The organism is Lacihabitans sp. LS3-19 (genome assembly GCF_024343575.1).
GTDB lineage: Bacteria > Bacteroidota > Bacteroidia > Cytophagales > Spirosomataceae > Leadbetterella.
The window spans coordinates 295,989-322,131 of record NZ_RJUA01000002.1; the positions used below are offsets into that span (position 1 = coordinate 295,989).

The following is a 26,143-nucleotide window of genomic DNA, read 5'->3' on the forward strand; positions in this document are numbered from 1 at the left end:
ATAAAGAAATTTTAACACTGACATATTGTCATATTTGTTAATTTTGCATTTATTCTTAATAACAAATTAAATATGATTGCCGAAAGTATCAGCGGAGCCTTGAAGGAAGATTTAGATGAACCAAAGTTATCTATTAATGAAAATGTACTTGGAACTAAAAAACTATATATTGAGAGTTATGGATGCCAAATGAACTTTGCTGATAGCGAAGTTGTGGCTTCTATTTTAAGGACTAATGGCTACTCTACCACCTCAAATATGGAGGAGGCAGATTTGGTATTGATAAATACCTGTTCTATTAGAGATAATGCAGAACAAAAAGTCAGAAATAGGCTTAACACTATTAATAATAATAAGAAAACTAATCCAAATCTTAAAATTGGTGTATTAGGCTGCATGGCTGAGCGTCTGAAAACGCAGTTTTTGGAAGAAGAAAAAATGGTGGATTTAGTAGTCGGGCCTGATGCCTACAGAGATTTGCCAAATTTGCTTGAAGAGGTGAATGAAGGGCATAAAGCCATTAATGTGTTTTTATCAAGAGAAGAGACGTATGCTGATATTTCTCCTGTTCGTATAGATTCTAACGGGGTATCTGCATTTATTTCGATCATGCGAGGCTGCGACAATATGTGTAGTTTTTGTGTGGTTCCCTACACCAGAGGTCGTGAGCGTAGCAGAGACCCTCATTCTATTTTAAAAGAAGCGAAAGAGCTTTTCGAAAAAGGTTACAAGGAAGTAACACTTCTTGGACAAAATGTTGATTCCTATAAATGGACTAATGGAGAGGAGCATTTTAATTTTGCAAATTTACTTTCTGCTGTTGCTGAAATAAACCCAGAGTTAAGAGTTAGGTTTTCTACTTCTCATCCCAAAGACATTACAGACGAAGTATTGTATACCATTAAAAAGTATGATAATGTATGTAATTATATCCATCTTCCAGCACAAAGTGGAAGTTCTAGGATATTGGATTTAATGAATAGAACCTATGATAGAGAATGGTATTTGGAAAGAATTTCTAAAATCAGAGAGATATTAGGCGAAGATTGTGGCGTTTCTCATGACTTAATTGCAGGTTTTTGTACTGAAACCGAAGAAGACCATCAAGCTACCTTAAGTCTAATGGATGAGGTAATGTTTGATTATGGTTATATGTTCTTTTATTCGGAAAGGCCTGGTACTCCTGCCGCTAAAAAATTAGTTGACGACGTGCCAGAAGATGTTAAAAAGAGAAGATTGAACGAAATAATTGATAAACAAAGACAACATTCGGGAATAAGAAATAATTTATCGGTAGGAAAAGTTCATAGAGTTTTGATAGAAGGAGAGTCTAAAAAATCAAATATGGACTTTGCAGGTCGCAATGATCAAAATAAAGTGATAGTTTTCCCTAGAAAAAACTACGAAAAAGGCCAATATGTAAATGTTATGGTGAATAGCTGCAGCACAGGTACATTGATTGGCGAAATCGTAGACTAAATATGACAAACACAAACGAAATACAAAATGCAAAAAATAGATTTGGTGTAATTGGAAATGCACCATCACTAAACTATGCATTAAATATAGCTATACAAGTAGCTCCAACTGACCTTACAGTTTTAATAAACGGCGAAAGCGGAAGTGGAAAAGAATCTTTTTCAAAAATTATTCATGGACTAAGTCATCGGAAAAATGGACCATTTATTGCCATAAACTGCGGTGCTATTCCAGAAGGAACCATTGACTCAGAATTGTTTGGACACGTAAAAGGTTCATTTACAGGAGCTATTGATGATAGGAAGGGTTATTTTGAAACTACAAATGGCGGCACAATATTTCTTGACGAAATAGCCGAACTTCCTTTGGGTACACAAGCCAGGCTGTTAAGAGTACTTGAAAACGGCGAATATATTCCAGTAGGTTCTTCCAAGGTGAAAAATACCAACGTCAGAGTTGTTGCAGCTACTAATGTTAACTTGCAAAATGCCATTGAAAAAGGAGAATTTAGAGAAGATTTGTTTTACAGGTTAAATACTGTGCCAATTGTTGTCCCGCCTCTGCGAGACAGAGGATTTGATATTGAGTTGCTATTTATTAAATTTACATGTGATTTTGCGGAAAAAAACCACATTGAGCCCGTAGAATTAACCGAAGAAGCAAAAGCTTTGTTGCGAGCTTTTAGATTTCCAGGAAATATCCGCCAATTAAAAAATATAGCTGAGCAGATTACTATTCTCGAAAACGAGAGAATTATCAATAGTCAAATACTCGAAAAATACCTTCCCAAAAGCCAAAGTTCAGGTTTACCTGCTTTACTTGGAGCAAAAGATTTAGGAGGCTTAAATGACTTTTCTGAAAGAGAATTGCTATATAAAGTCCTCTTTGATATGAAAAAAGATATCACTGAGTTAAAAAAACTCGTTTATAGTACAATGTCCAATGGTGGTAATTTTGAAAATGTAAATGAAAGCTTAAAGCACGATTTATTTAAAGATATGGCTTCAGAGGCTCCAATGGTTTATTCACGACCTACCGTAAATGAAGATGAACCTGTTTATCCTGTTTATAACCAGCCTTTAAGCGAAAATTTTATTAAGATTGATGATTATCAGAAATCTAGAGAGAATATTGAAGATATCAGTCATGAAACCGAAGAAGAATCACTTTCTTTAGAGAAAAATGAAAAGGATATGATAATTAAAGCTTTGAAAAAAAATAATTTCAAAAGAAAGTATGCAGCTATGAGCTTAGGTATTTCAGAAAGGACACTTTACAGGAAAATTAAACAATACGATATTGAAGATGAGGACTAAATATTCGTTTTTTTTTCTTCCGTTTTTACTGACTATGCTTTCCTGTGGAATTTACAAATTCAACAGTGCATCACTTTCGCCAGATTATAAAACGTTTTCAATTCAGAATTTCACGATGTCAGCTGCGGGTGGTCCGCAAAATATGAGCTTGAGTTTTAGTGATAAACTCAAAGAATACTATCAAAGAAACACCAACTTGAAGTTTAAAAACACGGATGGTGATTTGCATCTTGAAGGTTCGGTAATTTCGTATGAACAAAGTCCAGTATCTGCTACTGCTGGCGATAAAGCAGCTATGAATCGACTTACTATTACAGTTGAAGTAAGATTTGTAGATAAAATTGATGAACAGAAAAATTTCGAAAAAGAATTTAGTTTCTATCAGGATTTTTCGCAAGAAACCTCATTAACACAAGCTGAGACCACTTTAGTGCCTAAAATTTTGGATCAATTGGTTTTAAATATTTTTAATGCAACAGCGTCGTCATGGTAGCACTGGTAAATATTTTTAATAATATTATAAAAAAGAAGGGTTCCAAAGACTCCAAAGATGTTGATTACCTTTTAGAGATTTGCAAGAAATTTCCAAGTTTTGATTTGCCCCATATTTTATTATTGAACTACCAACCTGATATTTTTAATCAAGATCTTTGGAAAAAAGGCGAGGAATTATCAATTCAATATAAATACAACCTTAAGCATTATTTTGAACCTGAGCATAAAGAAACAGCTAATGATGCAAATGGCATCAAAAATCAGGTAAACCTGAATAGTTTTGATCAAAAAAGTATTTTATTGGATTTTTTAAACAAACCCAAACCTAAATTTATTTAAGAAACCTACTCAATATTTAAAGAAAATATTATTGAAACTAATCAAAAAACACTAACTTTGCGGCTCTTTAAGAAAACATAAATAAAAATGATAACAACTATTCTTGTATTGATGATATTGGTAGCTATTTTACTTATCATCGTGATATTGGTTCAAAATCCTAAAGGTGGTGGTATTTCTTCTGAATTTGGAGGAGGTTCTACACAAATGTTCGGTGTTCAAAAAACTGGAGATATTTTAGAAAAAATGACTTGGGGCTTTTTTGCTTTCTTGTTAGTAGCTTCACTTAGTACAGTTATTATATACAAAACTGTAGGTTCTGCGGCAACTACTGACAGTGATGTGAACGTAGAAAGAGCTACATCTGCACCAGCGTTGCCAACTGCTCCTGCTCCAACAGCACCAGCAACGGCTCCACAAGGAACACCAACAGTACCAGCAAAATAAAGTTTCACTTTAGAAAATATTTGAAAGATATCCGTTTGGGTATCTTTTTTTTTGCACTTTTTCTTAATTTGAGTTTCAATTTTTAAAATTTATTCTAATGACAAATTCTGATATAGCCGACATTATTCAACTAACAGGCAAACTCCTTGATTTGCACGATAGAGACGAGATGCGGGCCAAGACTTATATTGCTAGTGTATTTACTTTAGAAAGGCTCGAAAATCCAATTTCCGAAATGAGCCAAAAGGAAGTAATGCAGATTCGTGGTTTTGGAAAAGTCTTAAGTGCGAATATCGAAGAAATTGTTAAAACTGGTCAACTATCTGAACTTCAAGGTTTAATTGATATTACGCCAGAAGGTATATTTGATATTTTCAAAGTAAAAGGTTTGGGTGTAAAAAAGATTAAAACGCTTTGGAAAGATTTAGGAATTGACAATATAAACGACCTTAAAATAGCCTGTGAAAACAATAAAATAGCTGAAACCAAAGGTTTTGGACAGAAAACCCAAGATGCTATTTTGGAATCCTTGGCATTTATCCAAGCTCAACAAGGGAAACTTAGAATGGATAAAGGTGCATTTTTAAGTAATGCGATATTAGAAGAAATAAAAAAACGCTACCCTGATGTCTATGAAGTCGGCCAAGTAATTAGAAGGTGCGAAACTGTTGATTTATTACAGTTTATGGTTATTAAAGATGGTTTTGGAGGTTTAAAATTTGATGAATCAACATTCAAACAAGAAATGAAACTTTCCTCGCCGAGTGCATGGAGAGGTTTTTATAAAGATTTTCAGGTGCCAATAGAAATTGAAAAAGTTGCTTCAAAAGATTTTGTGAACAAACAATTGATGAAAAACTCGGATGAAAACCATCTGAAATTTCAAAATGAAGAAGGAATTACGCTACTAAGTCATTTATCAAAAATCTCTTTTACATCGGAAAAGGAAGCTTACAAAACATTTGGCTATGATTGGATTGTACCAGAAATGAGAGAAGGATTGAATGAATTTGAATGGATAGAAAAACACAAAAATGAAGAACTAGTGACTTGGGATTCCTTAAAAGGTACAGTTCACAATCATTCTACCTATTCTGATGGGAAACACACCTTGAAGGAAATGGCGGATTATTGTCAAAGTCTTGGTTTTGAGTTTTTTGGAATAGCCGATCACAGTCAAACTGCTTCCTATGCTTCTGGACTTTGGCCAGAAACTGTCATAAAACAACATAAGGAAATTGACGCCTTAAATGCTCAATATCAAAACTTTAGAATTCTTAAAGGCATTGAGTCTGATATTTTAATAAATGGAAGTTTAGATTATGAAAACGATGTTTTGGCTTCTTTTGATTATATAGTTGCATCAGTTCATGCAGTGTTAAATATGGATATCGAAAAAGCTACGCTCAGGTTATTAAAAGCGATTGAAAATCCATATACCAATATTTTAGGACATTTATCAGGAAGGTTATTGTTGTCTCGCAAAGGCTATCCTTTAGACTATAAGAAAATAATTGATGCTTGTGCCGCAAATAGAGTAGTGATGGAGCTAAATGCGAGCCCTTACAGGCTTGATATTGACTGGAGATGGATTGATTATTGCCTTTCCAAAGATGTAATGATAAGTATTAATCCTGACGCCCATGAAATGAAAGGTATTCATGATATGCAATATGGAGTTGAGGTTGCTCGAAAAGGTGGCCTTCCAAAAGAGATGACCTTAAATTGCCTAAGTACTTCAGAAATATTGAAAGTATTCTCAAAAAAATAAGGAACGCTTGGCGTTCCTTATTTCTATTACATTAATTTTTTGATAATTTCCTCAGTGCTGATACCTTCAGCTTCCGCCTTGAAATTTCGAACCACTCTGTGTCGTAGCACAGGAAAAGCTACAGCCTTTACATCTTCTATATCAGGCGAATATTTTCCATTTATTAAAGCATGACATTTAGCAGCTAATACTAAATTTTGCGAAGCCCTTGGTCCAGCTCCCCATTCTAAAAACTTCTTGGATTCCTCAGATGCTCCATCGATATTGGGACGGGTTTTATGTACTAATTTCACTGCATACTCTACTACATTGTCTGCCACAGGAACTTTTCTAACTAAGTTTTGGAACTCAATAATTTCTTCCGCTCCAAGTACTTTGTTTACTTGAGTTTTTTTGTCAGAAGTAGTGTTTTTTACAATATTTAATTCTTGTTCAAAGCTCGGGTAATCCAAATTAACCATAAACATAAATCTGTCCAATTGTGCTTCGGGTAGGGGATAGGTGCCTTCTTGTTCAATTGGGTTCTGCGTAGCTAAAACAAAAAACGGCTTATTCAAAGCATGTCTTTCGCCCGCTACAGTCACCGAATACTCCTGCATTGATTCCAATAAGGCAGATTGCGTTTTAGGAGGAGTACGGTTAATCTCATCTGCCAAAATGATATTGGCAAAAACAGGTCCTTTGATGAATTTGAAATTACGATTGTTATCTAATGTTTCAGAGCCAACGATATCAGATGGCATTAAATCTGGCGTAAATTGTATTCTGTTAAAATTTAAATCCAAGGCTGAAGCAATGGTCTGAACCAAAAGCGTTTTAGCTAAACCTGGTACACCTACCAATAAACAATGTCCCTGACAAAAGATTGCAGTTAATAATAATTTAACTGTTTCCTCTTGTCCAACTATAACCTTTCCAATTTCTTTAGTTAGCTCTTGGTATGTGTTTTTTAGAGCATCAGCTGCCTCAACGTCCGAACTGTATTTTTTCAATTGCACTTTATTAATAATGGTTTAATTTTCAAATAATTTACAAGCTTCGTATTCTTTTTCAATATTAATATAAACTTCAGATAAAGCATTTTTGAACCATTTTTCGATAGCGTCATTCTGTTTTTGACTCATAGAATAGGTTTTTAATTTTTCATAGTCATCTTTCATACTAGCACGATGAGTCTCTTTTTTTTGCTTAACTTTTACAAGTCTCATACCTGTTTTACCATCATAAGTTCTGAAGTTCATAGGTGCACTTATCATGCCAAGCTTCATAGGCTCAACTGTGAAATATAAGTTAGGTTCCATACTTACATCCACAGATTGCCAGCTAGCTCCAGTTTCAGGATCTATTATTATTCCACCAGCGTCAGCAGTGTTTTTGTCTTGAGAGTATAATTTTATAGCTTTTTCAAAACTTATGCTATCAATATCTATTTGATGTTTTAAACTATCCAAAAAACGTTTGGGCTCTGTTAGATCCAATCTACTATAATCCGGTCTTAGCAATATATGTCGGGCTCTATATTCTTGACCTCGTTTGTCAAGTGTTTGAATTATGTGAAAGCCAAACTCTGATTCTACTACATTAGAAACAACTCCAGAATCTTGTGTCATAGCCATGGCCTCAAACTCGGCCACCATCTGACCTCGTTTTGCCCAGCCAAGGTCTCCACCCTGTACCTTGGAGCCTTGATCTTCCGAGAATTCCTTTGCTAGCTCTGCAAAACTCTCTCCATTTTCAATTCGTTTTTTAAAGCCATTCAGTCTCTCCACTAATTCTTCTTTCATTGCCTTAGTTACCGGAGCAAGTCTAACTATTTGTGAAAGAACTACTTCGGTAGGTATCATGGGTAAGCTGTCGCTTGGAATTTTATTAAAAAATCTTTTAACTTCTAACGGTGTCACATTTACATTTTCAGTTATTGAATTTCTCATTTTATCAGAAGTCAACTGCTCCCTAACTTGGCTTTTTAACTCAGACTTTAAAGTTTCTATTGATTTACTGAACTGCTGGACAATATTCTTTTCATTTCCATATGCCCTTATCATTTCTCCCATTCTTGCATCTAACTGGCTGTTTACCATGTCTTCATCTACAATTACTGAGTCAATTTCAGCTTTTGCTACCAATAGTTTTTGAATTGTCAAACTCTCCAAAGCTTGACATTTAGTCATCTCTTGTCCTTCTTGTTTGCTTCTAACAACTATTGACTCAACTTCCGACTTAAGAATGTATAAATTATCTACTTTTGCTACTATTTTATCAATATTGGTGGATTGACCAAAACTGAAAAACGGAATGGCTATCAAAGCCACTAATAATCTTTTAATCATTTATTTTTGTTTTTTACTTCCTCTATTAACTTATTCAACTCTGCTTTATCTAGACTTACTCGGTATTTTGCCATCAGTTTTATTTCTAAAGACTGACTTAAATATTCTTGATACTTTTCAATAACTTGGTATTTATAATCTTTAAAACTTTTTTGATAGTTATTGGTTCTCAACGAAAACTCTTCAAGTCTATTTCCAATTTTCTGAATTCCTGTATGGTTTTCCCATTTTTGGCCTATTTTTTTTTCATACTCTTCTCTTCCTATCCTTAAAGTTTTAAAAACAATGGCATCACTGTCTTTTGAATTGAAAACTTTAACCAAATCAGACTCATAATTGCTGAAAAACTGAAAACTTACCCTTTGATTTTTTGACCAATCAAATCTGTCTTGAACCTTGTTGTTTTTGTAGTCTACCTCCAAAATTCGCGTCAAAGGTAATCCATTTTCAACTAAAAAATCAACGATTTGCTTAATTCTTAACTCCGATATATTTTCATCTTCATTATTGTCTATATGTCCACCCACCTCAACAATATAACCTTGGTTCTTTTTTAAAATAGTCAAAAGTCCCATCATTTTTCTTTTTTCGTCTTGTCCTAACTCATATTGGTTTTTGTAATAGTAAATTGGTCTAATCCCTCTAAAGAGTTGGTAAGGTTTCTGATTTTGTCTAGCTATGTTAAATTTTTGATAGACTGTAGAATCCTTAAAGCTAATTACTGACATGTTCCCTTCTTCTTTTATACCAAATAGATTAGGATTGTTTTCATAAAATTTCCTTTGTCCAGTAGTGTCATCTAACGATTTCTCAATGACATTAATATTGTAAAACTTAGAATACAATAAATTGTCTCTTTGGGCTTTAAATAGTCTACTCAAGTCATTGTTGCCTGTAGAAAATTGTGATTCTTCAAATTCGGTCAAGGATTTTTTTAAATATTTATCAAAAAACATTCTAAAAATTTGAACTGGAGTTTCCTCTGCTCTCCATTTATCAAAGGTTTGCCTTTCCATTAAATATTTGAAAAAATCACCTGCAAAGTATTTTTGCTCCTTAATAGTGAAAAGTACAAATCTGTCTAAATCACTACTATGTGTTTCCCATTCACGGTTCAATATCCTTTTGTCTGAAAAATTTAAGCAATGGGTAAGTATTTCCTGATTTATTTCAAGATTGTATTTTCTTTTTAGTTCTTCCAAATGTTTATTTTGCAGGAACTCAGCTCTCGAGTCTGTAGTGAATTTGTTTAAATTCTTTTTAATAAAAACCTCTTTGGTGTCCGGAGCATATTTAGCCAAAAGCTTTATGAGATGCAAACCACTGCTAGATCTTACAGGTTTTGATACCTCACCAATTTTGAGATTAAAAGCAGCTTCTTCAAAGGTGGACTCCTCTCTGGTTCCAATTCCGAAAACTGGAAGAATACCAAGTGTTTGTTTTGAATTAATATCATCTGAAAATCTAATCGCCAGCTCTTCAAAATTAGCTCCTTTTGATATTTCTTTTTGAAGAGAATCTAAAAGATTGTAAAATTGGTCAAATTGCTCTTTATTAAGGTCTTTATTGAAAAATTTTAAAATTTGTTGAACCTTTACATAGCCACTATTTTTTCTTTTTCCATTAACCTTTATAATATGGTACCCTGCCTTTGTTCTTATTGGCATTGAAATAGAATCAACTGGAGTTTTAAATGCAACATCTTCTAGAGGTAATATTAAATGAAAAGTAGAAAACCAACCTAAGTTCCCTCCATTATCTGATGTTTTGGGATCTTTGGACCATTCCTTCGCTAAAATTGCGAAATTGTCTTTATGAAGAGCGTATTTTCTTAATTCTGTGAGTTCATTGTACACTTTTAGGGTATCGCTTGGAGATGCATACCACGAAAGAGGAATAAAAATATGAGATGCGTTAATTTCGTTCTGATATTTGCTATATGCATCTTCGGCTAATGCATTAATGGCTTTTTTGTCTTCTAAAAAACTTTGAAGTTCTATTCTCTTATAAGTTTCTACTTCTTCTTCAAAATTATCCGTTGTATCCATTCCTAAAGCTTTTGCTTCTAAAATGAAAAGCTTTTTTTTCAAAACCTCATTTATCAACTCATCGTTAGTTGCAGAATCTAAATTTATTGAATTTTCAAAATCTATTCCAAATTCTGACCTAGTGTAAGTATCGTCATTTGCTACCATCACTATTGGGTCTAAAGTTTTTTCAATAACTTCCGCTGGAACTTCAATTTTAGCAGTTTGTAAAACTGGTTTTGAACAAGCCCCCAAAATCACAAATCCAAGAATATATTTATATCTGTTATAAAGCATTATATGTTTTCTAAAATGAAAAGCAAAATTGTCCTAATAATTGGTTTCTTAATTTTGCCTCATACTCAATTTTCTAAAAGTACTCTTAAAAATATTAACTAAAAAATTAGTGTTTTATTTTTTGAGTTTCAAAATTAAACCAAAGTTGCCTTTGGCTCCTGTTGAGATAGGCAGTGGAAACTGCCTAATCCCCAAATAATATCTGTGGAATCAATGCCAATTACTTCTCTGTCTTTAAAACAAGCTTGTATTAGATTCAAAGCTTTATCGTCGTTTTTGCATCTATAAGTTGGCACAATTACGTTTTTGTTGGTAATGCAAAAGTTAGCATAAGACGCAGGTAACCTTTCTCCATTATCTATAACGGGCTCTGGCATTTCAATTTCCACTATTTCCAATTGTTTTCCATTTAACAATCTCATTTTTTTTAACAATTTCAGATTTTCTTCAAGAATTAAATGGTTTTCATCCGATTTGTTTTTTTCTATCATGGTTATAATCCTGTCCTCTGCCACAAATCTAACGGTATCATCTATGTGTCCGTCAGTATCATCACCAATAATGCCATCTTCTATCCATAATACTTGATTAACACCGTAAAAAGTACACAAATAGTTCTCTATTTGACTCTGATCTAAGCTTGGGTTACGGTTCTTATTCAAAAGGCAAGACTTGCTGGTCATGACGGATCCCGAGCCGTTAAACTCTACTGACCCACCTTCCATTATTATTCCAGGGCTTACATATGGCAGTTCAAGTAGTTTTGCAATCTTCTTAGGGATACCATTGTCTGAATCAAATGGCGGATATTTTCCTCCCCATGCGTTATATTCCCAATCAATAATTAATCTTTCGGAGTTATTTCTATTTATTAAAATAGCTGGCCCATGATCTCTACACCACGAGTCGTTTGTGGCGTGATTATATAAGCGGATATTGGTTGTGTCAATTTTGAATTTTTCAAATAGTTTTTCAATTTGCAATATAGTTTCTGCATTATTTGCATTTATTTTTACCAATTCACTTTTTGAGATTGTAGAAATAAATTTTAAATAAGAAGGGTATATTTTCTCAAATCGATTTTCCCATGTTTCTTTATTAATTGGAAAACTCAGCCAAGTAGCCTCGTGAGGATGCCATTCAGCTGGAAAATAGAAGTTTTCATTCTTAGGATTTCGCATATTTTCAATAAATGTTCAATTAATTTGCAAAAATAATTTCTTTTTTTTTGTTTTTTCAGTTTTAAAAAAGAATTACTTTTGTGAAAAATAAAAAAATACAGGATTTTTATTATTTTAAATTTTGAAAAAATCTCTTCGGAAACGAATCGTTTTTTAAGAGTGGTTGAATAAATGATAGGTTAAAAACAGTTGAATTTTTCGACTGTTTTTTTTTTTTGGATTCTCTAGTAAAATACTTTTTGATTAATAATGGACTTTGAAATCCGAAAACAACTTTAAATAATTTTTATGAGTTACCTGTTTTTTGAAGTAAAATAAAGTTTTTCTTAAATTTTTAGTAATTATTTTTTTATTGTCAAATATTTGTATAATTTTGCACCTCAATTCGACGGAGGATTCTCCTTATCATTAATTAAAAGAAGTCGGTGTCATTCGAAACCATTTTAATTACGACTGTGAATTTCACTTATAGGCAGTCTCCGATTCGCGTTTAATTTTTTTTGGAATCACTAAGAGGAAACAAGGCATGTTCCTGCATAATTAAAAATGCCTTACCCTTAAAAAGGTTCTCAGTGCTTGTCAAGTTGGTTCGTTTACCAACCTCTGTTGTTGAAAAAAGAATAATTTGGATTTATGTGAATGTATGCGTACTTTTGCAGCCCGATTCAAATTTGGTTAAATTTAGCGATTATTTTAAAGTAAAGACTATGTCTGGAATTATTGGAAAGAAAATTGGAATGACTACCATCTTCAAAGATGGAGAAGCTGTGCCTTGCACAGTAATCGAAGCAGGTCCATGTGTAGTAACTCAAATCAGAACTGAAGAGAATGATGGTTACAAAGCTGTACAGCTTGGGTTTGGAGAGAAGAAAGAGAAGCGTACGACAAAAGCTCTTATGGGACACTTTAAAAAAGCTGATACTACTCCAAAAAGAAAATTAGTTGAATTCAAAGAATTCGAGAAAGAGTTTACACTAGGAGAAACAGTTAGAATAGAAGACGTGTTCATTGAAGGTGAGTATGTTGATATTAGTGGAAAAACGAAAGGAAAAGGATTTCAAGGTGTTGTAAAGAGACATGGATTTGGTGGTGTAGGTCAATCTACTCACGGTCAGCACAACAGAGGTAGACACCCAGGTTCAATTGGTGCTTGTTCTTACCCAGCGAGAGTTTTTAAAGGAATTAAAATGGGGGGCAGAATGGGGCACACAAATGTTACTGTTCAAAACCTTAGAGTTTTAAGACTTTTTCCTGACAAAAATTTGATCCTAGTGTCAGGTTCAGTACCTGGTGCAAAGAATTCGATAATTACGTTACATAAATAAAAGGTCGATAGCTAACGACATCGAAAAAATAGCTAATTGAAATGAAAATAAAAGTTTTAAACAAAGAAGGCAAAGAAACAGGTAAGTCTGTTGACCTTAGCGATGAAATTTTCGCTATCGAGCCAAACCAACACGTAGTGTGGTTAGATGTTAAACACTATCTAGCAAATCAACGTCAAGGTACCCACAAGTCTAAAGAAAGAGCTGAAATATCTCGTTCAACTAAGAAATTGGTTCGTCAGAAAGGTTCAGGTGGTGCAAGACACGGTTCAGCTAAATCTCCTACTTATGTTGGTGGTGGTACTGTTTTCGGTCCACGTCCAAGAGATTACGACTTCAAATTAAATAAGAAAATAAAGGTTTTGGCACGTAAGTCAGTATTGTCTGCAAGAGTTGCTGAAAATAACCTAATGGTAATCGAAGATTTTTCGATTGATTCGCCAAAAACAAAAAGCTACATTGAATTTTTGAATGCCTTGAGCCTTACAGGCAAAAAGACTTTGTTTGTTGTAAATGGAGGAGAAAACAACCTTTATTTATCAGCAAGAAACATTCCTAGAACTAAAGTTGTAGACAAAGATTCTGTAAATACGTATGAGTTAATCAATACAGACGTCATTTTATTGGCTGAGAGTACAGTTTCTCATTTGGAATCAATTTTAAATGATTAATTTTTAAAGAAATGAGCGTTTTAAGAAGACCAAAAATAACAGAGAAAACACAGTTACTGACTTCCAAAGGGAAATATACTTTCGAAGTAGGTCGTGATGCCAATAAAATCGAGATAGCAGCGGCTGTTGAGAAAATGTACGGTGTTACAGTAGATAAAGTAAATACAATTACTCAAATCGGAAAGAAAAAGTCAAGAATGACTAAATCAAGATTGAGTTCAGGTAAAACTAGTACTTTCAAAAAGGCAATAGTTACTTTGAAAGACGGAGACCTAATTGATTTTTACGCAGAATTATAATTTATTAAAGTATAGCCTATAATAGGCTGCAAATGTGTGAGAAATGGCAGTTAAAAAATTAAATCCGGTTACACCCGGCACCAGACATCGAATAGCTCCAGATTTTTCTGATATTACAGCAAGTAAACCAGAGAAAAGTCTAACAGAAGCCATAAGAAAAACAGGTGGTAGAAACAACGAAGGACACCGTACAGCAAGGTACATTGGTGGAGGTCACAAAAGAAAGTATCGTATTATCGATTTCAAAAGAGATAAGAAAGATATGGTGGCTGAAGTTATGACTATCGAGTATGATCCAAATCGTACGTCAAGAATAGCATTACTTAAATACGAAGATGGAGAGAAAAGATATATTATCGCTCCTCAAGGTTTAGGTGTTGGACAAAAAATTGTTTCTGGAGAGAAAGTAGCTCCAGAAGTTGGAAATGCATTGCTTTTGAAGAATATGCCTTTAGGTACTATTGTTCATAATATAGAGTTAACACCTGGAAAAGGTGGTCAGTTGGCAAGAAGTGCTGGTACTTACGCTCAGGTTCTTGCGAAAGACGGTAAGTTCGTAACTTTAAAAATGCCTTCAGGTGAAATGAGAATGGTTCTAGGTGCATGTATTGCAACTGTAGGTTCTGTTTCCAACCCAGATCACATGAATGTTGTGCTTGGAAAAGCTGGACGTAAGAGATGGTTAGGTGTAACGCCAAGAGTAAGAGGTGTAGCTATGAACCCTGTTGATCACCCTATGGGTGGAGGTGAAGGTCGTGCTTCTGGTGGGCACCCTCGTTCTAGAAATGGTTTAATTGCAAAAGGCAAGAAAACTAGATCGAAAAACAAATACTCGAATAGATTAATAATTTCACGAAGAACAAAATAATACAAAATAGATGGCTCGTTCACTTAAAAAAGGACCTTACGTAGATTTTAGACTAGAAAATAAAGTCGTCGTAATGAATGATTCAGGTAAAAAGTCTGTAATCAAGACTTGGTCAAGAAGGTCTATGATTATACCTGATTTTATTGGACATACTTTTGCTGTACATAATGGAAATAAATTCATTCCTGTGTATGTTACAGATAACATGATTGGTCACAAGTTGGGAGAATTTGCTCCTACTAGAAACTTCAGAGGCCACGTGAATAAAAAAGATAAAGGTAAAAGATAATATTCCGAGGGGTATTACCCCTTTAAAAAGAATAAAAAATGGAAGCAGTAGCAAAATTAAATGATTTTCCAACTTCACCTAGAAAGGCTAGGTTGGTAGCTGACTTGATCAGAGGCAAAAAAGTAAACACAGCATTGGGTATACTTTCTTTTCAACCTCAACAAGCGGCTCCAGTTCTTAAAAAAGTTTTAATGTCGGCAATCGCCAACTGGCAAAACAAAAACGAGGACGCTAAAATAGAAGATGCAGATCTATATGTGAAAACAATAATGATTGATGGTGGAAGAATGCTGAAAAGACTTCGTCCAGCTCCGCAAGGTAGAGCTTATAGAGTTAGAAAACGCTCTCAGCATATTACAATCGTTGTGGATAGTTTAGAAAATCAATCAGTTTAATAAGTAAAGATACTTAGAAATTAGAATTATATTAATTAGTTAAAATGGGACAAAAAGTAAATCCTGTAGGTTTTAGACTAGGTTACATCAGAGGGTGGGAGTCCAACTGGTACGGTGGTAAAAATTTTGCTGAGAAACTCGTTGAAGACGATAAAATCAGGAAATATATTAACGCTCGTATCCCGAAAGGTTCTGTTTCGAGAGTTGTTATTGAAAGAACACTTAAGAGAATTACACTTACAATACATACAGCTAGACCAGGTGTGGTTATCGGTAAGGCTGGTAGCGAGGTGGACAAACTTAGAGAGGAGCTTAAAAAGCTTACTAAAAAAGATGTTCAAATCAATATTTTTGAAATCAAAAGACCTGAAATTGATGCTAAATTAGTTGGTGAGACTATTGCTCAACAACTTAGAGCTAGAATCTCTTTCCGTAGAGCGATGAAGCAAGCGATTCAATCTGCTATGAGAGTTGGTGCTCAAGGTATCAAAATTAAATTGTCAGGTAGATTGGGTGGTGCTGAGATGGCACGTTCTGAAATGTATAAGGAGGGTAGAATTCCTTTGCATACTTTAAGAGCTGATATCGATTATGCAATTTCAGAATCTTTAACTGTTTACGGTTTGATAGGAATCAAAGTGTGGGTATTTAAAGGAGAAGTCTTCGGTAAAAGAGATTTAACTTCTGTTGCCGCTCTTGCGACTGAGTCAGCTGATAGTAAAAAATCATCTATGGGTGGTGGCGGTCATCAAGGCAAAGGTCGTAGAGATGATGATGGTGACAGAAACGCTAGAAGGAAGAAAACTGGGAATAATAACGGTAGATCAAACGGTCCCAAAAGAAATTAAATTTAATGGCATTGTGCCTTAAACAATATTGTTATGTTACAACCTAAAAGAACTAGATTTCGTAAGCAACAGAAAGGCAGGATCAAAGGTATAGCTACCAGAGGTCATGAGATTGCTTTCGGTTCGTTTGCAATAAAAAGTCTTGAGCCGGGTAGAATTACTGCAAGACAAATAGAAGCGGCTCGTATTGGTGTTACTCGTGCTATGAAGCGTGAAGGCCAAGTATGGATAAGAATCTTCCCTGATACACCTATAACTAAGAAGCCATTAGAGGTAAGGATGGGTAAAGGTAAAGGTGCTCCAGAATATTGGGTAGCCAATATCTATCCAGGTACAGTATTATTTGAAGCCTCAGGTGTTTCATTAGAGCTAGCGAAAGAAGCTTTAAGACTTGCGGCTCAAAAATTACCAGTAAAAACAAAGTTTGTAGTTCGTAGAGATTACGAAGTATAGTCTAAATAAAATACTTCAAATAATAAAGAAGATGAAAAAAAATGATTTAAGTGGTTTTACTGGGGATCAGTTGAAACAACAAATATCTGAAGAAAAAGATAGATTGCTAAAGTTAAAGTTTGCTCATGCGATTACGCCTATCGAAAATCCTAAGAGAATTACTGAGACTCGTAAAACGATTGCAAGACTTTCGACTGCCCTTAGTAGTTCAAAGTAATACATCATTATCCAAATTTCATGGTTTTTGAAACCATTAATTTTATCCGAAAATGGAAAGACAAGTAAGAAAAGAACGTATCGGAGTTGTTACAAGCAACAAGATGCAAAAGTCGGGAGTAATCCAGGTGCTTCGTAAAGTGAAGCATCCAAAATATGGAAAGTTCATGATCAAAACTAAAAAGTTTATGTTTCATGATGAAAACAATGAAGCCGGTATCGGCGACACTGTAAAAATCATGGAAACGAGACCATTGAGCAAAAGCAAAAACTGGAGATTATTGGAAATAATAGAAAAAGCCAAATAATCTAAGGTATTCTTAAAATAAGTAAAAGGCAATAAAATGTTACAGCAAGAATCAAGAGCCAATGTGGCTGACAACAGTGGGGCTAAAGAAGTTTTGGTAATAAGAGTACTTGGTGGTACAAAAAAGAGGTATGCATCTGTGGGCGACAAAGTTGTTGTTACAGTAAAAGCAGCTCTCGGGTCTTCGAATATGAAGAAAGGTACTGTTTCAAAAGCTGTTGTTGTTAGAACTCGAAAAGAAGTTAGAAGAAAAGACGGTTCATATATTAGGTTTGAAGAAAATGCAGTTGTTTTATTAAACAACCAAAACGAGCCTAGAGGAACAAGGATTTTCGGACCTGTAGCTAGAGAGCTTAGAGAGAAGCAATTTATGAAAATCGTTTCACTTGCTCCAGAGGTACTTTAATAGCTGAAAATAAAAATCGTAATTAAATTATTACAATGGAAAGGAAATTTAATAAACAACCAAAACTACATGTGAAATCTGGTGATACTGTTGAAGTAATTGCTGGAAACTCTAAAGGAAAAAGAGGTAAAATTGTAGAAGTTTTGGTTAAGAAAAACCGTGTAGTGGTTGAAGGTGTAAATATGATTAAAAAACACATCAAACCAAATGCACAGAATCCTCAAGGCGAAATCAAAGAACTAGAGGGCTCAATACACATTAGCAATGTATTAGTTGTCGATCCTTCTACAGGAAAGCCATCTAGGATTGGTAGAAAATTAAATGATGCTGGAAATCTACAAAGATTCTCTAAAGCGTCTGGTAAATTTATTTAATATTTAAAGTGGGTCGGTAATCCACGTAAATTAAGAAAATGGCAAGGTTAAGAGAAAAATATCAAAAAGAGGTAGTCGCTGGTTTGATGGAGAAATACCAATACAAATCTATAATGCAAGTACCAAAGTTGTTAAAAATTGTTGTAAATAGAGGTGTTGGTGCTGCGACTGGTGATAAAAAGTTGGTTGATAGTAGCGTTGAAGAGTTGTCAACTATAACGGGACAAAGAGCAGTTCCAACTATATCAAAAAAGGCGGTTTCTAATTTTAAATTAAGAGAGGGAATGCCGATTGGAGCTAAAGTTACTTTAAGATCTACTATTATGTATGAATTTTTAGACAGACTTACTTCAGTTGCTTTGCCTAGAGTAAGAGACTTTCAAGGGATTAGTGACAAAGGTTTTGATGGTCGTGGAAATTACACATTTGGTGTAACTGAGCAGATAATCTTTCCTGAGATTTCAATCGATAAAATTTCAAAAATCCAAGGTATGGATATCACTTTTGTAACTTCTGCAAAAACAGATGCTGAAAGCTATGAGTTATTGAAAGCGTTAGGTATGCCGTTTGTGAATAAAAATAAATAATAAGCAATAATTTAGAGTTATGGCAAAAGAGTCAATAAAAGCTAGAGAAAGGAAGAGAGAAAGATTAGTAGCTAAGTTTGCTACAAAAAGAGCGGCCCTTAAAGAAGCTCAAGATTGGAAAGGTTTAGACGCCCTACCGAAAAATTCCTCTCCTGTTAGGTTGCATAATAGATGTAAACTTACTGGCCGTCCTAAAGGTTATATGAGGAAGTTCGGTATCAACCGTGTTACTTTCCGTGAAATGGCCAATTCAGGCTTTATTCCTGGAGTTACCAAATCTTCTTGGTAAAAAATTTTTTTTTCTTATTTAGAATTACTATCTTTGCAGCCCAGTTAGAGAAGTCATGCTTATGATACTGTCTAATGTTGGCTAAGGCATCCAAAAAATATTAATATTAGAAATGATTACAACGGATCCAATAGCAGATTTTCTTACCAGAATTAGAAACGCTATTAAAGCTAGGCATAGAGTCGTTGAGATTCCTGCCTCAAATCTTAAAAAAGAACTTACAGTTCTTCTTTACGACAAAGGTTATATTGCAAGTTATAAGTTTGAGGACAATGGTCTTCAAGGTGTTATAAAAATTGCATTGAAATATAATCCAGTTACAAAACAATCGGCAATTATAAATCTTTCAAGAGTTTCTAAGCCAGGTCTTCGTAAATATGTGAAGTCTACTGAGTTACCTCGTGTATTGAATGGTTTAGGTATAGCCATTTTGTCTACTTCAAAAGGAGTAGTTACCGATAAAGAAGCCAGAACTCTTAATGTTGGAGGTGAGGTTCTTTGTTATGTTTATTAATTTTTGTTGACCGCTTCAATCGTTGAAGCCTTAAACGTTTTAAAATGTCTAGAATAGGTAAAAAACCAATTTCAATCCCTTCAGGAGTTACAATAAGTGTAGATTCTGATAATTTAGTAACAGCGAAAGGAAGTAAAGGGACTTTGACTCAGAAAATTGATCCTGATATGGGAATATCAATTGAAGAAGGTGTCTTAACTGTTACGCGTCCATCAGAACAAAAGAGGCACAAAGCTCTTCATGGTCTTTATAGGTCTTTATTGAGTAATTTAGTTGTCGGTGTATCTGAAGGTTACAAAAAAGAACTTGAGCTTGTCGGTGTTGGATATAAGGCTACTAATAATGGTAACATTATTGATATGTCATTAGGTTATTCACATAATATTTATTTGGTAGTGCCTTCTGAAATTAGTGTTGCTACCAGAATGGAAAAAGGTAAGAATCCGATTATTACTTTAGAAGGTATTGATAAGCAATTGATAGGTTTAGTTTCTGCTAAGATTAAATCGTTACGTAAGTCTGAGCCTTATAAAGGAAAGGGAATCAAGTTTGTTGGAGAGGTTATCAGAAGGAAAGCTGGTAAAACTGCAGGTAAAAAATAATATAGAAATTTATAACTTTATAATATATGTCTAGTGTTAAGTCTGAAAGAAGGCAAAAAATAAAGTGGAGAGTAAGAAAAAAAGTTTCAGGTACTCCAGAAAGACCTAGGTTATCGGTTTTTCGTAGTAATACTGGTATATATGCTCAATTAATTGATGATATAGCTGGGAAAACTTTAGTTGCTGCTTCTTCATTAGAACTAGGTTTTAAATCTTTGAATATTGATAATTCAAAACAAGTTGGTACTAGCCTTGCCAAGAAAGCTACCGAACTAGGTCTGAATGCATGTGTATTTGATCGTAGTGGTTATCTTTATCATGGTAACATTAAAGCTTTAGCCGAAGGTGCTAGAGAAGCTGGACTAAACTTTTAATACTATTTAAATGAAAGCAATTAAAGTAAACGAATCAGAACTTAAAGAAAGAGTTGTAGCCATAAATAGGGTTGCTAAAGTTGTTAAAGGTGGTCGTAGATTTAGCTTCTCAGCTATCGTTGTTTTAGGTGACGGTCAAGGGGCAGTTGGTCAGGGCTTAGGAAAAGCAAATGAAGTTACAGATGCTATTTCAAAGGCTATTGAAGATGCACGTAAAAATTTGGTAAATGTTCCAATTATAAATGGTACAGTACCTCACGAAATGGAAGGTAAATATTCAGGTGGATTTGTATTTGTTAAGCCTGCGGCTCCTGGTACTGGAGTAATAGCAGGTGGTGCAATGCGTGCCGTTTTAGAGGCAGCTGGGGTACATAATGTATTGGCTAAGTCTAAAGGTAGTTCGAATCCTCATAATGTTGTCAAAGCGACTTTGGATGCCCTTTTGAAGATGAGAGCACCACACGAAGTAGCTGCACAAAGAGGAATTAAGTTAAATAAAGTATTCAACGGTTAATTACCGAATAAATAATTTTAGTGATGGCTAAGGTAAAAATTACTCAAGTTAAAAGTTTAATTGAGAGACCGAAAAGACAAAAGCTTACAATGCAAGCATTGGGTTTAAGAAAAATCGGTGGATCTGTAGAGATTGAAACGAATCCTGCTATTGATGGCATGATTAGAAAAGTAAATCATTTAATTAGAGTAGAGAATTGTTAATAGGGATAACCGAGTAGTATTTATACTGCGTAAATTAAAAACAAAATGAAATTAGAAATTTTAAAACCTGCAGAAGGTTCGGTAAGAAATAATACAAGACAAGGTAGGGGTCAAGGTTCAGGTGGTGGTGGTACTGCTAGAAGAGGACATAAAGGTGCTAAGTCTAGGTCAGGTTATAGTGCAAAAAGAGGTTTTGAAGGAGGTCAAATGCCATTGCAAAGACGTGTTCCTAAGTTCGGTTTTAATAATATTAATAGAATTGAATATAAAGCTATTAATTTAGATACTATTCAATCATTAGTTGAGAAAACTGGAGTTAAGTTAATTAATCTTGCTTTTTTAAAGGAGCATGGTTTAATGTCAAAAACTGATTTGATTAAAGTTTTAGGAAGAGGCGAATTGACTTCAAAAGTTGATGTAAGTGTAAATGCTTTTTCAAAATCAGCTATTTCTATTATTGAAAACTTAGGAGGAAAGGCTACTGTTGTAAGTAAAGGATCTGCTTCTTCATCGATTTCAAATGAGGTTGTTGAAGTTGTGACAGATGTTGTAGCTGCTCCTAAAGCAAAAAAAACTAAGGTAGGTGATGATTTGACAAAAATTGAAGGAATTGGCCCTAAAATTTCTGAGCTCTTAGTAGCTGGAGGTATTGAGACATTCTTAAAATTGTCAGAAACTTCGGCTGAAGAAGTACAAGAAATATTAAATAATGCTGGTGGTAATTTTGCCTCACATAATCCTGCAACTTGGGCAGAGCAAGCTAAACTTGCTGCTGATGGAAACTGGGATGAGTTGAAAGTACTTCAAGACAAATTAAATGGTGGTCGTCCAGAATAATTGTTCCCTATTTTATGAAAAAATTAATTAGTACATTTAAGAACATCTGGTCAATAGAGGAGCTAAGAAATAGAATCTTAGCTACTTTGTTTATTATAGTTATTTTCAGAATTGGTTCTTATATTACTCTTCCAGGTGTTGATCCTTCAAAATTGCAAGATCTAACAAATGGTAATGGTTTATTAGGTTTGTTGGATACTTTAGTTGGTGGTGCTTTTAGTAAAGCATCCATTATGGCCTTAGGTATCATGCCATATATATCTGCTTCCATTGCTATTCAACTATTGGGTTTAGCATTGCCTTATTTCTCTAAACTTCAAAAAGAAGGTGAGTCAGGTAGAAGAAAGTTAAATCAAATTACTAGATGGTTAACTATAGCAGTTACTGCTACCCAAGGATTTACTTATTTAAAAACAACTATACCTACCGATGCTATCACGATTCCGCAAGGATTGTTTTATATAGCTGGTGTAATTATTTTAGTTGCTGGTACCATGATGAGTATGTGGTTAGGAGAGAGAATTACTGAAAAGGGTATTGGTAATGGTATATCAATGATTATTATGATTGGGATAGTGTCTCGTTTTCCTGGTGCTATAATTGGAGAAGCTAATGCTAGAGGAGCCAATGGTCAGATATTATTCTTTATTATAGAAATAGTGGCTTTATTCTTAGTTGTGTTGTTTGCGGTGGCTATGACGCAAGCTGTAAGAAGAGTGCCTGTACAATATGCTAAGCAAATAGTTGGTAATAAAACCGTTACTGGTCAAAGACAGTATTTGCCTCTTAAATTGAATATTTCAGGAGTAATGCCTATCATTTTTGGACAAGCTTTGATGTTTATTCCTGCTTTTGTAGCTTCACTATTTGCTGAAAAAAGTGATTTTGCTCAAAATGTTAACACTATTTTTAGTGATCCGACCTCTTGGCAATATAATTTACTCTATTTGGTATTGATCGTAGCATTTACATTTTTTTACACTGCCATTTCAATTAATCCTAATCAGATTGCTGATGATATGAAACGTGGTGGTGGTTTTGTTCCTGGTATTAAGCCTGGGCAACCTACTTCAGATTTTATTGCTAATATTTTAGATAGAATTACATTGCCTGGAGCTATTTTGTTAGCAATGATTGCTATTTTTCCTGCAATTGCTAGTTTGTTTGGAATGACACAAATGTTTTCTTCATTCTTTGGTGGTACCTCCCTTTTAATTTTAGTAGGTGTTGTTTTGGATACTTTACAACAGGTAGAGAGTTATCTGCTAATGAAAAAGTATGAAGGTTTGATGGAGTCAGGAAGAATTGAAGGTAGACAAACTTCTTTAGTAAGTAATTAATAATAATGTCGAAAAGGGTAATCTATCTTAAGAGTGCTGAAGAGGCTGAAATTATTAAAGAAAACGGAGTTATTTTAGGTAAAGCTCATGCTGAGGTTGCTAAGATTGTTGGAGCAGGAGTTAAAACCAAGGATTTAGATAAGATTGCTGAAGAATATATTTTGGATAATGGCGGTAAGCCATCTTTTAAAAATTATAATGGTTTCCCTGCCACTTTGTGTATTTCGGTAAATGATGTTGTAGTTCACGGAATACCAAGCAACCGGGAACTTCTTGAAGGGGATATTGTTTCTATTGATTGTGGAGTTTATAAGAATGGTTATCATGCTGACAGTGCTTATACTTATATGATTGGAAATGTAAAACCTGAAATAAAGCAATTATTGAAAGATACTAAACAATCTCTTTTTGAAGGAATTTATGCTGTTAAACCTGGTAGTAGAATTGGAGATGTGAGTTATAGTATTCAAAGTTATACAGAAGGTTTAGGATATGGAGTAGTTAGAGAGTTAGTGGGTCATGGAGTTGGTAAATATTTGCATGAAGCTCCTGAGGTGCCTAATTTTGGTAAAAGAGGAAATGGTCCTAAATTACAAGTAGGAATGGTGATAGCAATAGAACCAATGATTACTTTAGGTAAAAGGTTTGTAGTTCAAGAAAACGACAATTGGACTATTAGAACTGAAGATAGAAAAGCAGCAGCACACTTTGAGCACACAATTATTGTATCGAAAGGAGGATGTGAAATACTTACTACTTTTGAGTTTATAGAAAAAGTACTGAAAGAAAAGAATTTAGAGATTATATAAAAAATGGCGAAGCAATCAAATATTCAGGTAGACGGCGTAATAGTGGAAGCTTTATCTAATGCCATGTTTCGAGTTGAACTGGAAAATAAGCATGAAGTTATTGCTCATATTTCTGGAAAGATGAGAATGAATTATATTAGAATTTTACCAGGTGATAAGGTAAAATTGGAAATGTCTCCATACGATTTATCTAAAGCAAGAATTACTTACCGATACAAATAATCGGTTTTAATATATTAATTAAATAAAATGAAAGTTAAAGCATCAGTTAAAAAACGTAGTGAAGACTGTAAAGTCATCAGGCGTAAAGGTAAAATTTACGTAATTAATAAGAAAAATCCTAAATTTAAACAAAGACAAGGTTAATATTTATGAGGATCTCAGGTGTTGATATTCCGGACAAAAAGAGGGGTGAAATTTCTCTTACCTATATATACGGTATAGGTCGCAGTACTGCGAAAAATATTTTAGGGCAAGCCAATATTTCTGTTGATAAAAAAGCAGGAGAGTGGTCAGACGATGAAGCTAATGCGATTCGTGCTATCATTTCTAATGAATTTAAAGTAGAAGGTGCTTTACGTTCAGAGGTTACTCTTAGCATTAAGCGATTAATGGACATCGGTTGTTATAGAGGTCTAAGACATCGTAAAGGTTTACCTTTAAGGGGTCAAAAGACTAAAAATAACTCGAGAACTAGAAAGGGTAAGCGTAAGACTATCGCTAACAAGAAAAAAGCAACTAAATAATATTTAATTGGATCAGGGGAGTACATTTTGTGTTCCTGCCTTAATTTAAGTTTTTTTATCAAAAATGGCACAAGCTAAAAGAAAAGATAAAGCAAAAAAAAGAGTCGTAGTTGTAGAGGCTTACGGACAGGTACACATTAGAGCATCATTTAATAACATTATCATATCTGTTACAAATAGTACAGGTCAAGTTATTTCATGGGGTTCTGCAGGTAAAATGGGTTTTAGAGGTTCCAAAAAGAACACTCCATATGCAGCTCAAATGGCTGCTCAGAACTGTTGTCAAGTTGCTTATGACTTGGGAATGAGAAAAGCAGACATTTATGTTAAAGGCCCTGGTTCAGGTAGAGAGTCAGCAATGAGAACGGTTCAAAGTGTAGGTATCGATGTGGTTAATATATTTGATATCACTCCACTACCTCATAACGGATGTAGACCACCTAAAAGAAGAAGAGTTTAATTTTTTTAACAAATATTAGTTTGGACATTGGGGCTAATTATTTGACAATTTATTTTTAAAACATGGCAAGATACACAGGTCCGAAATCTAAGATTTCAAGAAAATTTGGAGAGGCTATATTAGGCCCAAGCAAAGCTTTAGCAAAAAAGAATTACCCTCCTGGACAGCATGGTAGAGGTAGAAGAGGTAAAAAGTCTGAATATGCTTTGCAACTTCAAGAAAAACAAAAAATAAAGTACACTTATGGTATGCTTGAGCGTCAGTTTGCAAGAATTTTCCATTTAGCTGCTGTAAAAGAAGGTCAAACTGGTGCTAACTTAATTAAGTTATGTGAAGCTAGGCTTGATAATGTGGTTTATCGTATGGGAATTGCTCCTACTAGAAGAGCAGCAAGACAATTAGTAGCTCACAAACATATAGTTGTTGACGGTGAAATTACTAACATTCCTTCAATCTTAATCAAACCAGGTCAGGCTGTTGCAGTAAGAGAGAAGTCAAAATCACTTGAAAATATTACAACAAGTGCAAGTATAAACTCTGCCAAAAAATATGGTTGGATTGAATTCAATACAGCTGATTTATCTGGAGTGTTTATCAATTATCCTGATAGAGATCAAGTTCCTGAGAACTTTAACGATCAGGCTGTTGTCGAATTGTACAACAAATAATAATTACATACCACCTCTTTTCGGAGGTGGTTTCTTTAATATATTATGGGATAATCCCATATTTATT

Annotated in this window: 36 protein-coding genes and 1 pseudogene; 33 read left to right on the forward strand and 4 right to left on the reverse strand. The window is 34.2% G+C overall.

What is annotated here, in order from left to right:
* Positions 1-72 precede the first annotated feature (72 nt).
* The 6 genes from miaB (at position 73) to EGI22_RS03565 (ending at position 5,847) form a co-directional block, all read left to right on the forward strand.
* A complete protein-coding gene (miaB, locus tag EGI22_RS03540; protein ID WP_255066463.1) occupies positions 73-1,479 on the forward strand; it encodes a tRNA (N6-isopentenyl adenosine(37)-C2)-methylthiotransferase MiaB in 1,407 nt (468 codons plus the stop codon).
* 2 nt (positions 1,480-1,481) lie between these two features.
* Positions 1,482-2,795 (forward strand): sigma 54-interacting transcriptional regulator, encoded by a 1,314-nt coding sequence (locus EGI22_RS03545; RefSeq protein WP_255066465.1) that lies wholly within the window; start codon positions 1,482-1,484, stop codon positions 2,793-2,795.
* A complete protein-coding gene (locus EGI22_RS03550; RefSeq protein ID WP_255066466.1) occupies positions 2,785-3,288 on the forward strand; it encodes an LptE family protein in 504 nt (167 codons plus the stop codon). Before EGI22_RS03545 ends, EGI22_RS03550 begins: the two co-directional genes overlap by 11 nt.
* Positions 3,282-3,629, forward strand: a complete 348-nt coding sequence (locus EGI22_RS03555) for a hypothetical protein (RefSeq protein ID WP_255066467.1) — start codon at positions 3,282-3,284, stop codon at positions 3,627-3,629. The genes EGI22_RS03550 and EGI22_RS03555 overlap by 7 nt, the downstream gene beginning before the upstream one ends.
* An 87-nt stretch (positions 3,630-3,716) precedes the next feature.
* The gene (gene secG, locus EGI22_RS03560; RefSeq protein ID WP_255066472.1) at positions 3,717-4,076 is read left to right on the forward strand and encodes a preprotein translocase subunit SecG; all 360 of its coding nucleotides are present in this window, start codon (positions 3,717-3,719) and stop codon (positions 4,074-4,076) included.
* Positions 4,077-4,173: 97 nt separating this feature from the next.
* A complete protein-coding gene (locus EGI22_RS03565; RefSeq protein ID WP_255066474.1) occupies positions 4,174-5,847 on the forward strand; it encodes a DNA polymerase/3'-5' exonuclease PolX in 1,674 nt (557 codons plus the stop codon).
* A gap of 26 nt (positions 5,848-5,873) precedes the next feature.
* On the opposite strand, the gene EGI22_RS03570 is transcribed toward EGI22_RS03565, so the two are convergent.
* The 4 genes from EGI22_RS03570 to EGI22_RS03585 form a co-directional block, all read right to left on the reverse strand.
* Positions 5,874-6,839 carry a MoxR family ATPase gene (locus EGI22_RS03570; RefSeq protein WP_255066475.1) on the reverse strand — a complete coding sequence of 322 codons (966 nt, stop codon included), beginning with the start codon at positions 6,837-6,839 and terminating at the stop codon, positions 5,874-5,876.
* A 21-nt stretch (positions 6,840-6,860) separates the two neighbouring features.
* The gene (locus EGI22_RS03575; RefSeq protein ID WP_255066477.1) at positions 6,861-8,177 is read right to left on the reverse strand and encodes a peptidylprolyl isomerase; all 1,317 of its coding nucleotides are present in this window, start codon (positions 8,175-8,177) and stop codon (positions 6,861-6,863) included.
* Positions 8,174-10,501, reverse strand: coding sequence for a peptidylprolyl isomerase (locus tag EGI22_RS03580; protein WP_255066478.1), 2,328 nt, complete (start codon positions 10,499-10,501; stop codon positions 8,174-8,176). The genes EGI22_RS03575 and EGI22_RS03580 overlap by 4 nt, the downstream gene beginning before the upstream one ends.
* 134 nt (positions 10,502-10,635) lie before the next feature.
* Positions 10,636-11,682: an agmatine/peptidylarginine deiminase gene (locus tag EGI22_RS03585; protein ID WP_255066482.1), complete on the reverse strand. Its 1,047-nt coding sequence runs from the start codon at positions 11,680-11,682 to the stop codon at positions 10,636-10,638.
* Between the two features lie 707 nt (positions 11,683-12,389).
* On the opposite strand from EGI22_RS03585, the gene rplC reads away from it, so the two are divergent.
* The 27 genes and pseudogenes from rplC (at position 12,390) to rpsD (ending at position 26,076) form a co-directional block, all read left to right on the forward strand.
* Positions 12,390-13,007, forward strand: a complete 618-nt coding sequence (gene rplC / locus EGI22_RS03590) for a 50S ribosomal protein L3 (protein ID WP_255066568.1) — start codon at positions 12,390-12,392, stop codon at positions 13,005-13,007.
* Between the two features lie 41 nt (positions 13,008-13,048).
* Positions 13,049-13,678, forward strand: a complete 630-nt coding sequence (gene rplD / locus EGI22_RS03595) for a 50S ribosomal protein L4 (protein WP_255066483.1) — start codon at positions 13,049-13,051, stop codon at positions 13,676-13,678.
* Between the two features lie 11 nt (positions 13,679-13,689).
* Complete coding sequence (gene rplW / locus EGI22_RS03600; RefSeq protein WP_255066484.1) at positions 13,690-13,977, forward strand: 50S ribosomal protein L23; 288 nt, start codon at positions 13,690-13,692, stop codon at positions 13,975-13,977.
* Between the two features lie 43 nt (positions 13,978-14,020).
* Complete coding sequence (gene rplB, locus EGI22_RS03605) at positions 14,021-14,845, forward strand: 50S ribosomal protein L2 (protein ID WP_255066485.1); 825 nt, start codon at positions 14,021-14,023, stop codon at positions 14,843-14,845.
* A gap of 10 nt (positions 14,846-14,855) precedes the next feature.
* Positions 14,856-15,134: a 30S ribosomal protein S19 gene (gene rpsS / locus EGI22_RS03610; RefSeq protein WP_255066489.1), complete on the forward strand. Its 279-nt coding sequence runs from the start codon at positions 14,856-14,858 to the stop codon at positions 15,132-15,134.
* Between the two features lie 38 nt (positions 15,135-15,172).
* Complete coding sequence (rplV, locus tag EGI22_RS03615; RefSeq protein WP_255066495.1) at positions 15,173-15,529, forward strand: 50S ribosomal protein L22; 357 nt, start codon at positions 15,173-15,175, stop codon at positions 15,527-15,529.
* A gap of 44 nt (positions 15,530-15,573) precedes the next feature.
* Positions 15,574-16,377: a 30S ribosomal protein S3 gene (rpsC, locus tag EGI22_RS03620; RefSeq protein WP_255066496.1), complete on the forward strand. Its 804-nt coding sequence runs from the start codon at positions 15,574-15,576 to the stop codon at positions 16,375-16,377.
* Between the two features lie 33 nt (positions 16,378-16,410).
* Positions 16,411-16,830 carry a 50S ribosomal protein L16 gene (gene rplP / locus EGI22_RS03625; protein WP_255066497.1) on the forward strand — a complete coding sequence of 140 codons (420 nt, stop codon included), beginning with the start codon at positions 16,411-16,413 and terminating at the stop codon, positions 16,828-16,830.
* Positions 16,831-16,861: 31 nt separating this feature from the next.
* Positions 16,862-17,047: a 50S ribosomal protein L29 gene (gene rpmC, locus EGI22_RS03630; RefSeq protein WP_255066498.1), complete on the forward strand. Its 186-nt coding sequence runs from the start codon at positions 16,862-16,864 to the stop codon at positions 17,045-17,047.
* Positions 17,048-17,099: 52 nt separating this feature from the next.
* Positions 17,100-17,354, forward strand: a complete 255-nt coding sequence (gene rpsQ, locus EGI22_RS03635; RefSeq protein ID WP_255066499.1) for a 30S ribosomal protein S17 — start codon at positions 17,100-17,102, stop codon at positions 17,352-17,354.
* Positions 17,355-17,390: 36 nt separating this feature from the next.
* A complete protein-coding gene (rplN, locus tag EGI22_RS03640) occupies positions 17,391-17,759 on the forward strand; it encodes a 50S ribosomal protein L14 (RefSeq protein WP_255066500.1) in 369 nt (122 codons plus the stop codon).
* Positions 17,760-17,794: 35 nt separating this feature from the next.
* Positions 17,795-18,133: a 50S ribosomal protein L24 gene (gene rplX / locus EGI22_RS03645; protein ID WP_255066501.1), complete on the forward strand. Its 339-nt coding sequence runs from the start codon at positions 17,795-17,797 to the stop codon at positions 18,131-18,133.
* 38 nt (positions 18,134-18,171) lie between these two features.
* Complete coding sequence (gene rplE / locus EGI22_RS03650; protein ID WP_255066502.1) at positions 18,172-18,720, forward strand: 50S ribosomal protein L5; 549 nt, start codon at positions 18,172-18,174, stop codon at positions 18,718-18,720.
* 19 nt (positions 18,721-18,739) lie between these two features.
* Positions 18,740-19,009 (forward strand): 30S ribosomal protein S14, encoded by a 270-nt coding sequence (rpsN, locus tag EGI22_RS03655; protein WP_255035152.1) that lies wholly within the window; start codon positions 18,740-18,742, stop codon positions 19,007-19,009.
* A gap of 112 nt (positions 19,010-19,121) precedes the next feature.
* Positions 19,122-19,523 carry a 30S ribosomal protein S8 gene (rpsH, locus tag EGI22_RS03660; RefSeq protein WP_255066503.1) on the forward strand — a complete coding sequence of 134 codons (402 nt, stop codon included), beginning with the start codon at positions 19,122-19,124 and terminating at the stop codon, positions 19,521-19,523.
* A gap of 44 nt (positions 19,524-19,567) precedes the next feature.
* On the forward strand, positions 19,568-20,125 hold the full coding sequence (rplF, locus tag EGI22_RS03665) for a 50S ribosomal protein L6 (protein ID WP_255066504.1): 558 nt from the start codon (positions 19,568-19,570) through the stop codon (positions 20,123-20,125).
* A 26-nt stretch (positions 20,126-20,151) separates the two neighbouring features.
* Positions 20,152-20,499, forward strand: a complete 348-nt coding sequence (rplR, locus tag EGI22_RS03670) for a 50S ribosomal protein L18 (RefSeq protein ID WP_255066505.1) — start codon at positions 20,152-20,154, stop codon at positions 20,497-20,499.
* 10 nt (positions 20,500-20,509) lie between these two features.
* Positions 20,510-21,013 (forward strand): 30S ribosomal protein S5, encoded by a 504-nt coding sequence (gene rpsE, locus EGI22_RS03675; RefSeq protein ID WP_255066506.1) that lies wholly within the window; start codon positions 20,510-20,512, stop codon positions 21,011-21,013.
* Positions 21,014-21,036: 23 nt separating this feature from the next.
* On the forward strand, positions 21,037-21,216 hold the full coding sequence (gene rpmD, locus EGI22_RS03680) for a 50S ribosomal protein L30 (protein ID WP_255066507.1): 180 nt from the start codon (positions 21,037-21,039) through the stop codon (positions 21,214-21,216).
* A 45-nt stretch (positions 21,217-21,261) separates the two neighbouring features.
* Positions 21,262-21,705, forward strand: a pseudogene (gene rplO, locus EGI22_RS03685) (50S ribosomal protein L15); the annotation flags it as partial.
* 362 nt (positions 21,706-22,067) lie between these two features.
* Positions 22,068-23,393 (forward strand): preprotein translocase subunit SecY, encoded by a 1,326-nt coding sequence (gene secY, locus EGI22_RS03690; protein WP_255066508.1) that lies wholly within the window; start codon positions 22,068-22,070, stop codon positions 23,391-23,393.
* 5 nt (positions 23,394-23,398) lie between these two features.
* Positions 23,399-24,202, forward strand: coding sequence for a type I methionyl aminopeptidase (map, locus tag EGI22_RS03695; protein ID WP_255066509.1), 804 nt, complete (start codon positions 23,399-23,401; stop codon positions 24,200-24,202).
* 3 nt (positions 24,203-24,205) lie between these two features.
* Positions 24,206-24,424 (forward strand): translation initiation factor IF-1, encoded by a 219-nt coding sequence (gene infA / locus EGI22_RS03700; protein ID WP_255047508.1) that lies wholly within the window; start codon positions 24,206-24,208, stop codon positions 24,422-24,424.
* 27 nt (positions 24,425-24,451) lie between these two features.
* The gene (ykgO, locus tag EGI22_RS03705) at positions 24,452-24,568 is read left to right on the forward strand and encodes a type B 50S ribosomal protein L36 (protein ID WP_013408562.1); all 117 of its coding nucleotides are present in this window, start codon (positions 24,452-24,454) and stop codon (positions 24,566-24,568) included.
* Positions 24,569-24,573: 5 nt separating this feature from the next.
* On the forward strand, positions 24,574-24,948 hold the full coding sequence (gene rpsM, locus EGI22_RS03710) for a 30S ribosomal protein S13 (protein WP_255035164.1): 375 nt from the start codon (positions 24,574-24,576) through the stop codon (positions 24,946-24,948).
* A 64-nt stretch (positions 24,949-25,012) separates the two neighbouring features.
* Positions 25,013-25,408: a 30S ribosomal protein S11 gene (gene rpsK / locus EGI22_RS03715; protein WP_255066510.1), complete on the forward strand. Its 396-nt coding sequence runs from the start codon at positions 25,013-25,015 to the stop codon at positions 25,406-25,408.
* A gap of 62 nt (positions 25,409-25,470) precedes the next feature.
* Complete coding sequence (gene rpsD, locus EGI22_RS03720) at positions 25,471-26,076, forward strand: 30S ribosomal protein S4 (protein WP_255066511.1); 606 nt, start codon at positions 25,471-25,473, stop codon at positions 26,074-26,076.
* Positions 26,077-26,143: the final 67 nt, after the last annotated feature.

What these genes read in the sequence shown, in the direction of transcription:
- miaB (WP_255066463.1), top strand. Translation starts at nt 73, where the DNA reads ATGATTGCCGAAAGTATCAGCGGAGCCTTGAAGGAAGATTTAGATGAA.
- EGI22_RS03545 (WP_255066465.1), top strand. Translation starts at nt 1,482, where the DNA reads ATGACAAACACAAACGAAATACAAAATGCAAAAAATAGATTTGGTGTA.
- EGI22_RS03550 (WP_255066466.1), top strand. Translation starts at nt 2,785, where the DNA reads ATGAGGACTAAATATTCGTTTTTTTTTCTTCCGTTTTTACTGACTATG.
- EGI22_RS03555 (WP_255066467.1), top strand. Translation starts at nt 3,282, where the DNA reads ATGGTAGCACTGGTAAATATTTTTAATAATATTATAAAAAAGAAGGGT.
- secG (WP_255066472.1), top strand. Translation starts at nt 3,717, where the DNA reads ATGATAACAACTATTCTTGTATTGATGATATTGGTAGCTATTTTACTT.
- EGI22_RS03565 (WP_255066474.1), top strand. Translation starts at nt 4,174, where the DNA reads ATGACAAATTCTGATATAGCCGACATTATTCAACTAACAGGCAAACTC.
- EGI22_RS03575 (WP_255066477.1), bottom strand. Translation starts at nt 8,177, where the DNA reads ATGATTAAAAGATTATTAGTGGCTTTGATAGCCATTCCGTTTTTCAGT.
- EGI22_RS03580 (WP_255066478.1), bottom strand. Translation starts at nt 10,501, where the DNA reads ATGCTTTATAACAGATATAAATATATTCTTGGATTTGTGATTTTGGGG.
- EGI22_RS03585 (WP_255066482.1), bottom strand. Translation starts at nt 11,682, where the DNA reads ATGCGAAATCCTAAGAATGAAAACTTCTATTTTCCAGCTGAATGGCAT.
- rplC (WP_255066568.1), top strand. Translation starts at nt 12,390, where the DNA reads ATGTCTGGAATTATTGGAAAGAAAATTGGAATGACTACCATCTTCAAA.
- rplD (WP_255066483.1), top strand. Translation starts at nt 13,049, where the DNA reads ATGAAAATAAAAGTTTTAAACAAAGAAGGCAAAGAAACAGGTAAGTCT.
- rplW (WP_255066484.1), top strand. Translation starts at nt 13,690, where the DNA reads ATGAGCGTTTTAAGAAGACCAAAAATAACAGAGAAAACACAGTTACTG.
- rplB (WP_255066485.1), top strand. Translation starts at nt 14,021, where the DNA reads ATGGCAGTTAAAAAATTAAATCCGGTTACACCCGGCACCAGACATCGA.
- rpsS (WP_255066489.1), top strand. Translation starts at nt 14,856, where the DNA reads ATGGCTCGTTCACTTAAAAAAGGACCTTACGTAGATTTTAGACTAGAA.
- rplV (WP_255066495.1), top strand. Translation starts at nt 15,173, where the DNA reads ATGGAAGCAGTAGCAAAATTAAATGATTTTCCAACTTCACCTAGAAAG.
- rpsC (WP_255066496.1), top strand. Translation starts at nt 15,574, where the DNA reads ATGGGACAAAAAGTAAATCCTGTAGGTTTTAGACTAGGTTACATCAGA.
- rplP (WP_255066497.1), top strand. Translation starts at nt 16,411, where the DNA reads ATGTTACAACCTAAAAGAACTAGATTTCGTAAGCAACAGAAAGGCAGG.
- rpmC (WP_255066498.1), top strand. Translation starts at nt 16,862, where the DNA reads ATGAAAAAAAATGATTTAAGTGGTTTTACTGGGGATCAGTTGAAACAA.
- rpsQ (WP_255066499.1), top strand. Translation starts at nt 17,100, where the DNA reads ATGGAAAGACAAGTAAGAAAAGAACGTATCGGAGTTGTTACAAGCAAC.
- rplN (WP_255066500.1), top strand. Translation starts at nt 17,391, where the DNA reads ATGTTACAGCAAGAATCAAGAGCCAATGTGGCTGACAACAGTGGGGCT.
- rplX (WP_255066501.1), top strand. Translation starts at nt 17,795, where the DNA reads ATGGAAAGGAAATTTAATAAACAACCAAAACTACATGTGAAATCTGGT.
- rplE (WP_255066502.1), top strand. Translation starts at nt 18,172, where the DNA reads ATGGCAAGGTTAAGAGAAAAATATCAAAAAGAGGTAGTCGCTGGTTTG.
- rpsN (WP_255035152.1), top strand. Translation starts at nt 18,740, where the DNA reads ATGGCAAAAGAGTCAATAAAAGCTAGAGAAAGGAAGAGAGAAAGATTA.
- rpsH (WP_255066503.1), top strand. Translation starts at nt 19,122, where the DNA reads ATGATTACAACGGATCCAATAGCAGATTTTCTTACCAGAATTAGAAAC.
- rplF (WP_255066504.1), top strand. Translation starts at nt 19,568, where the DNA reads ATGTCTAGAATAGGTAAAAAACCAATTTCAATCCCTTCAGGAGTTACA.
- rplR (WP_255066505.1), top strand. Translation starts at nt 20,152, where the DNA reads ATGTCTAGTGTTAAGTCTGAAAGAAGGCAAAAAATAAAGTGGAGAGTA.
- rpsE (WP_255066506.1), top strand. Translation starts at nt 20,510, where the DNA reads ATGAAAGCAATTAAAGTAAACGAATCAGAACTTAAAGAAAGAGTTGTA.
- rpmD (WP_255066507.1), top strand. Translation starts at nt 21,037, where the DNA reads ATGGCTAAGGTAAAAATTACTCAAGTTAAAAGTTTAATTGAGAGACCG.
- secY (WP_255066508.1), top strand. Translation starts at nt 22,068, where the DNA reads ATGAAAAAATTAATTAGTACATTTAAGAACATCTGGTCAATAGAGGAG.
- map (WP_255066509.1), top strand. Translation starts at nt 23,399, where the DNA reads ATGTCGAAAAGGGTAATCTATCTTAAGAGTGCTGAAGAGGCTGAAATT.
- infA (WP_255047508.1), top strand. Translation starts at nt 24,206, where the DNA reads ATGGCGAAGCAATCAAATATTCAGGTAGACGGCGTAATAGTGGAAGCT.
- ykgO (WP_013408562.1), top strand. Translation starts at nt 24,452, where the DNA reads ATGAAAGTTAAAGCATCAGTTAAAAAACGTAGTGAAGACTGTAAAGTC.
- rpsM (WP_255035164.1), top strand. Translation starts at nt 24,574, where the DNA reads ATGAGGATCTCAGGTGTTGATATTCCGGACAAAAAGAGGGGTGAAATT.
- rpsK (WP_255066510.1), top strand. Translation starts at nt 25,013, where the DNA reads ATGGCACAAGCTAAAAGAAAAGATAAAGCAAAAAAAAGAGTCGTAGTT.
- rpsD (WP_255066511.1), top strand. Translation starts at nt 25,471, where the DNA reads ATGGCAAGATACACAGGTCCGAAATCTAAGATTTCAAGAAAATTTGGA.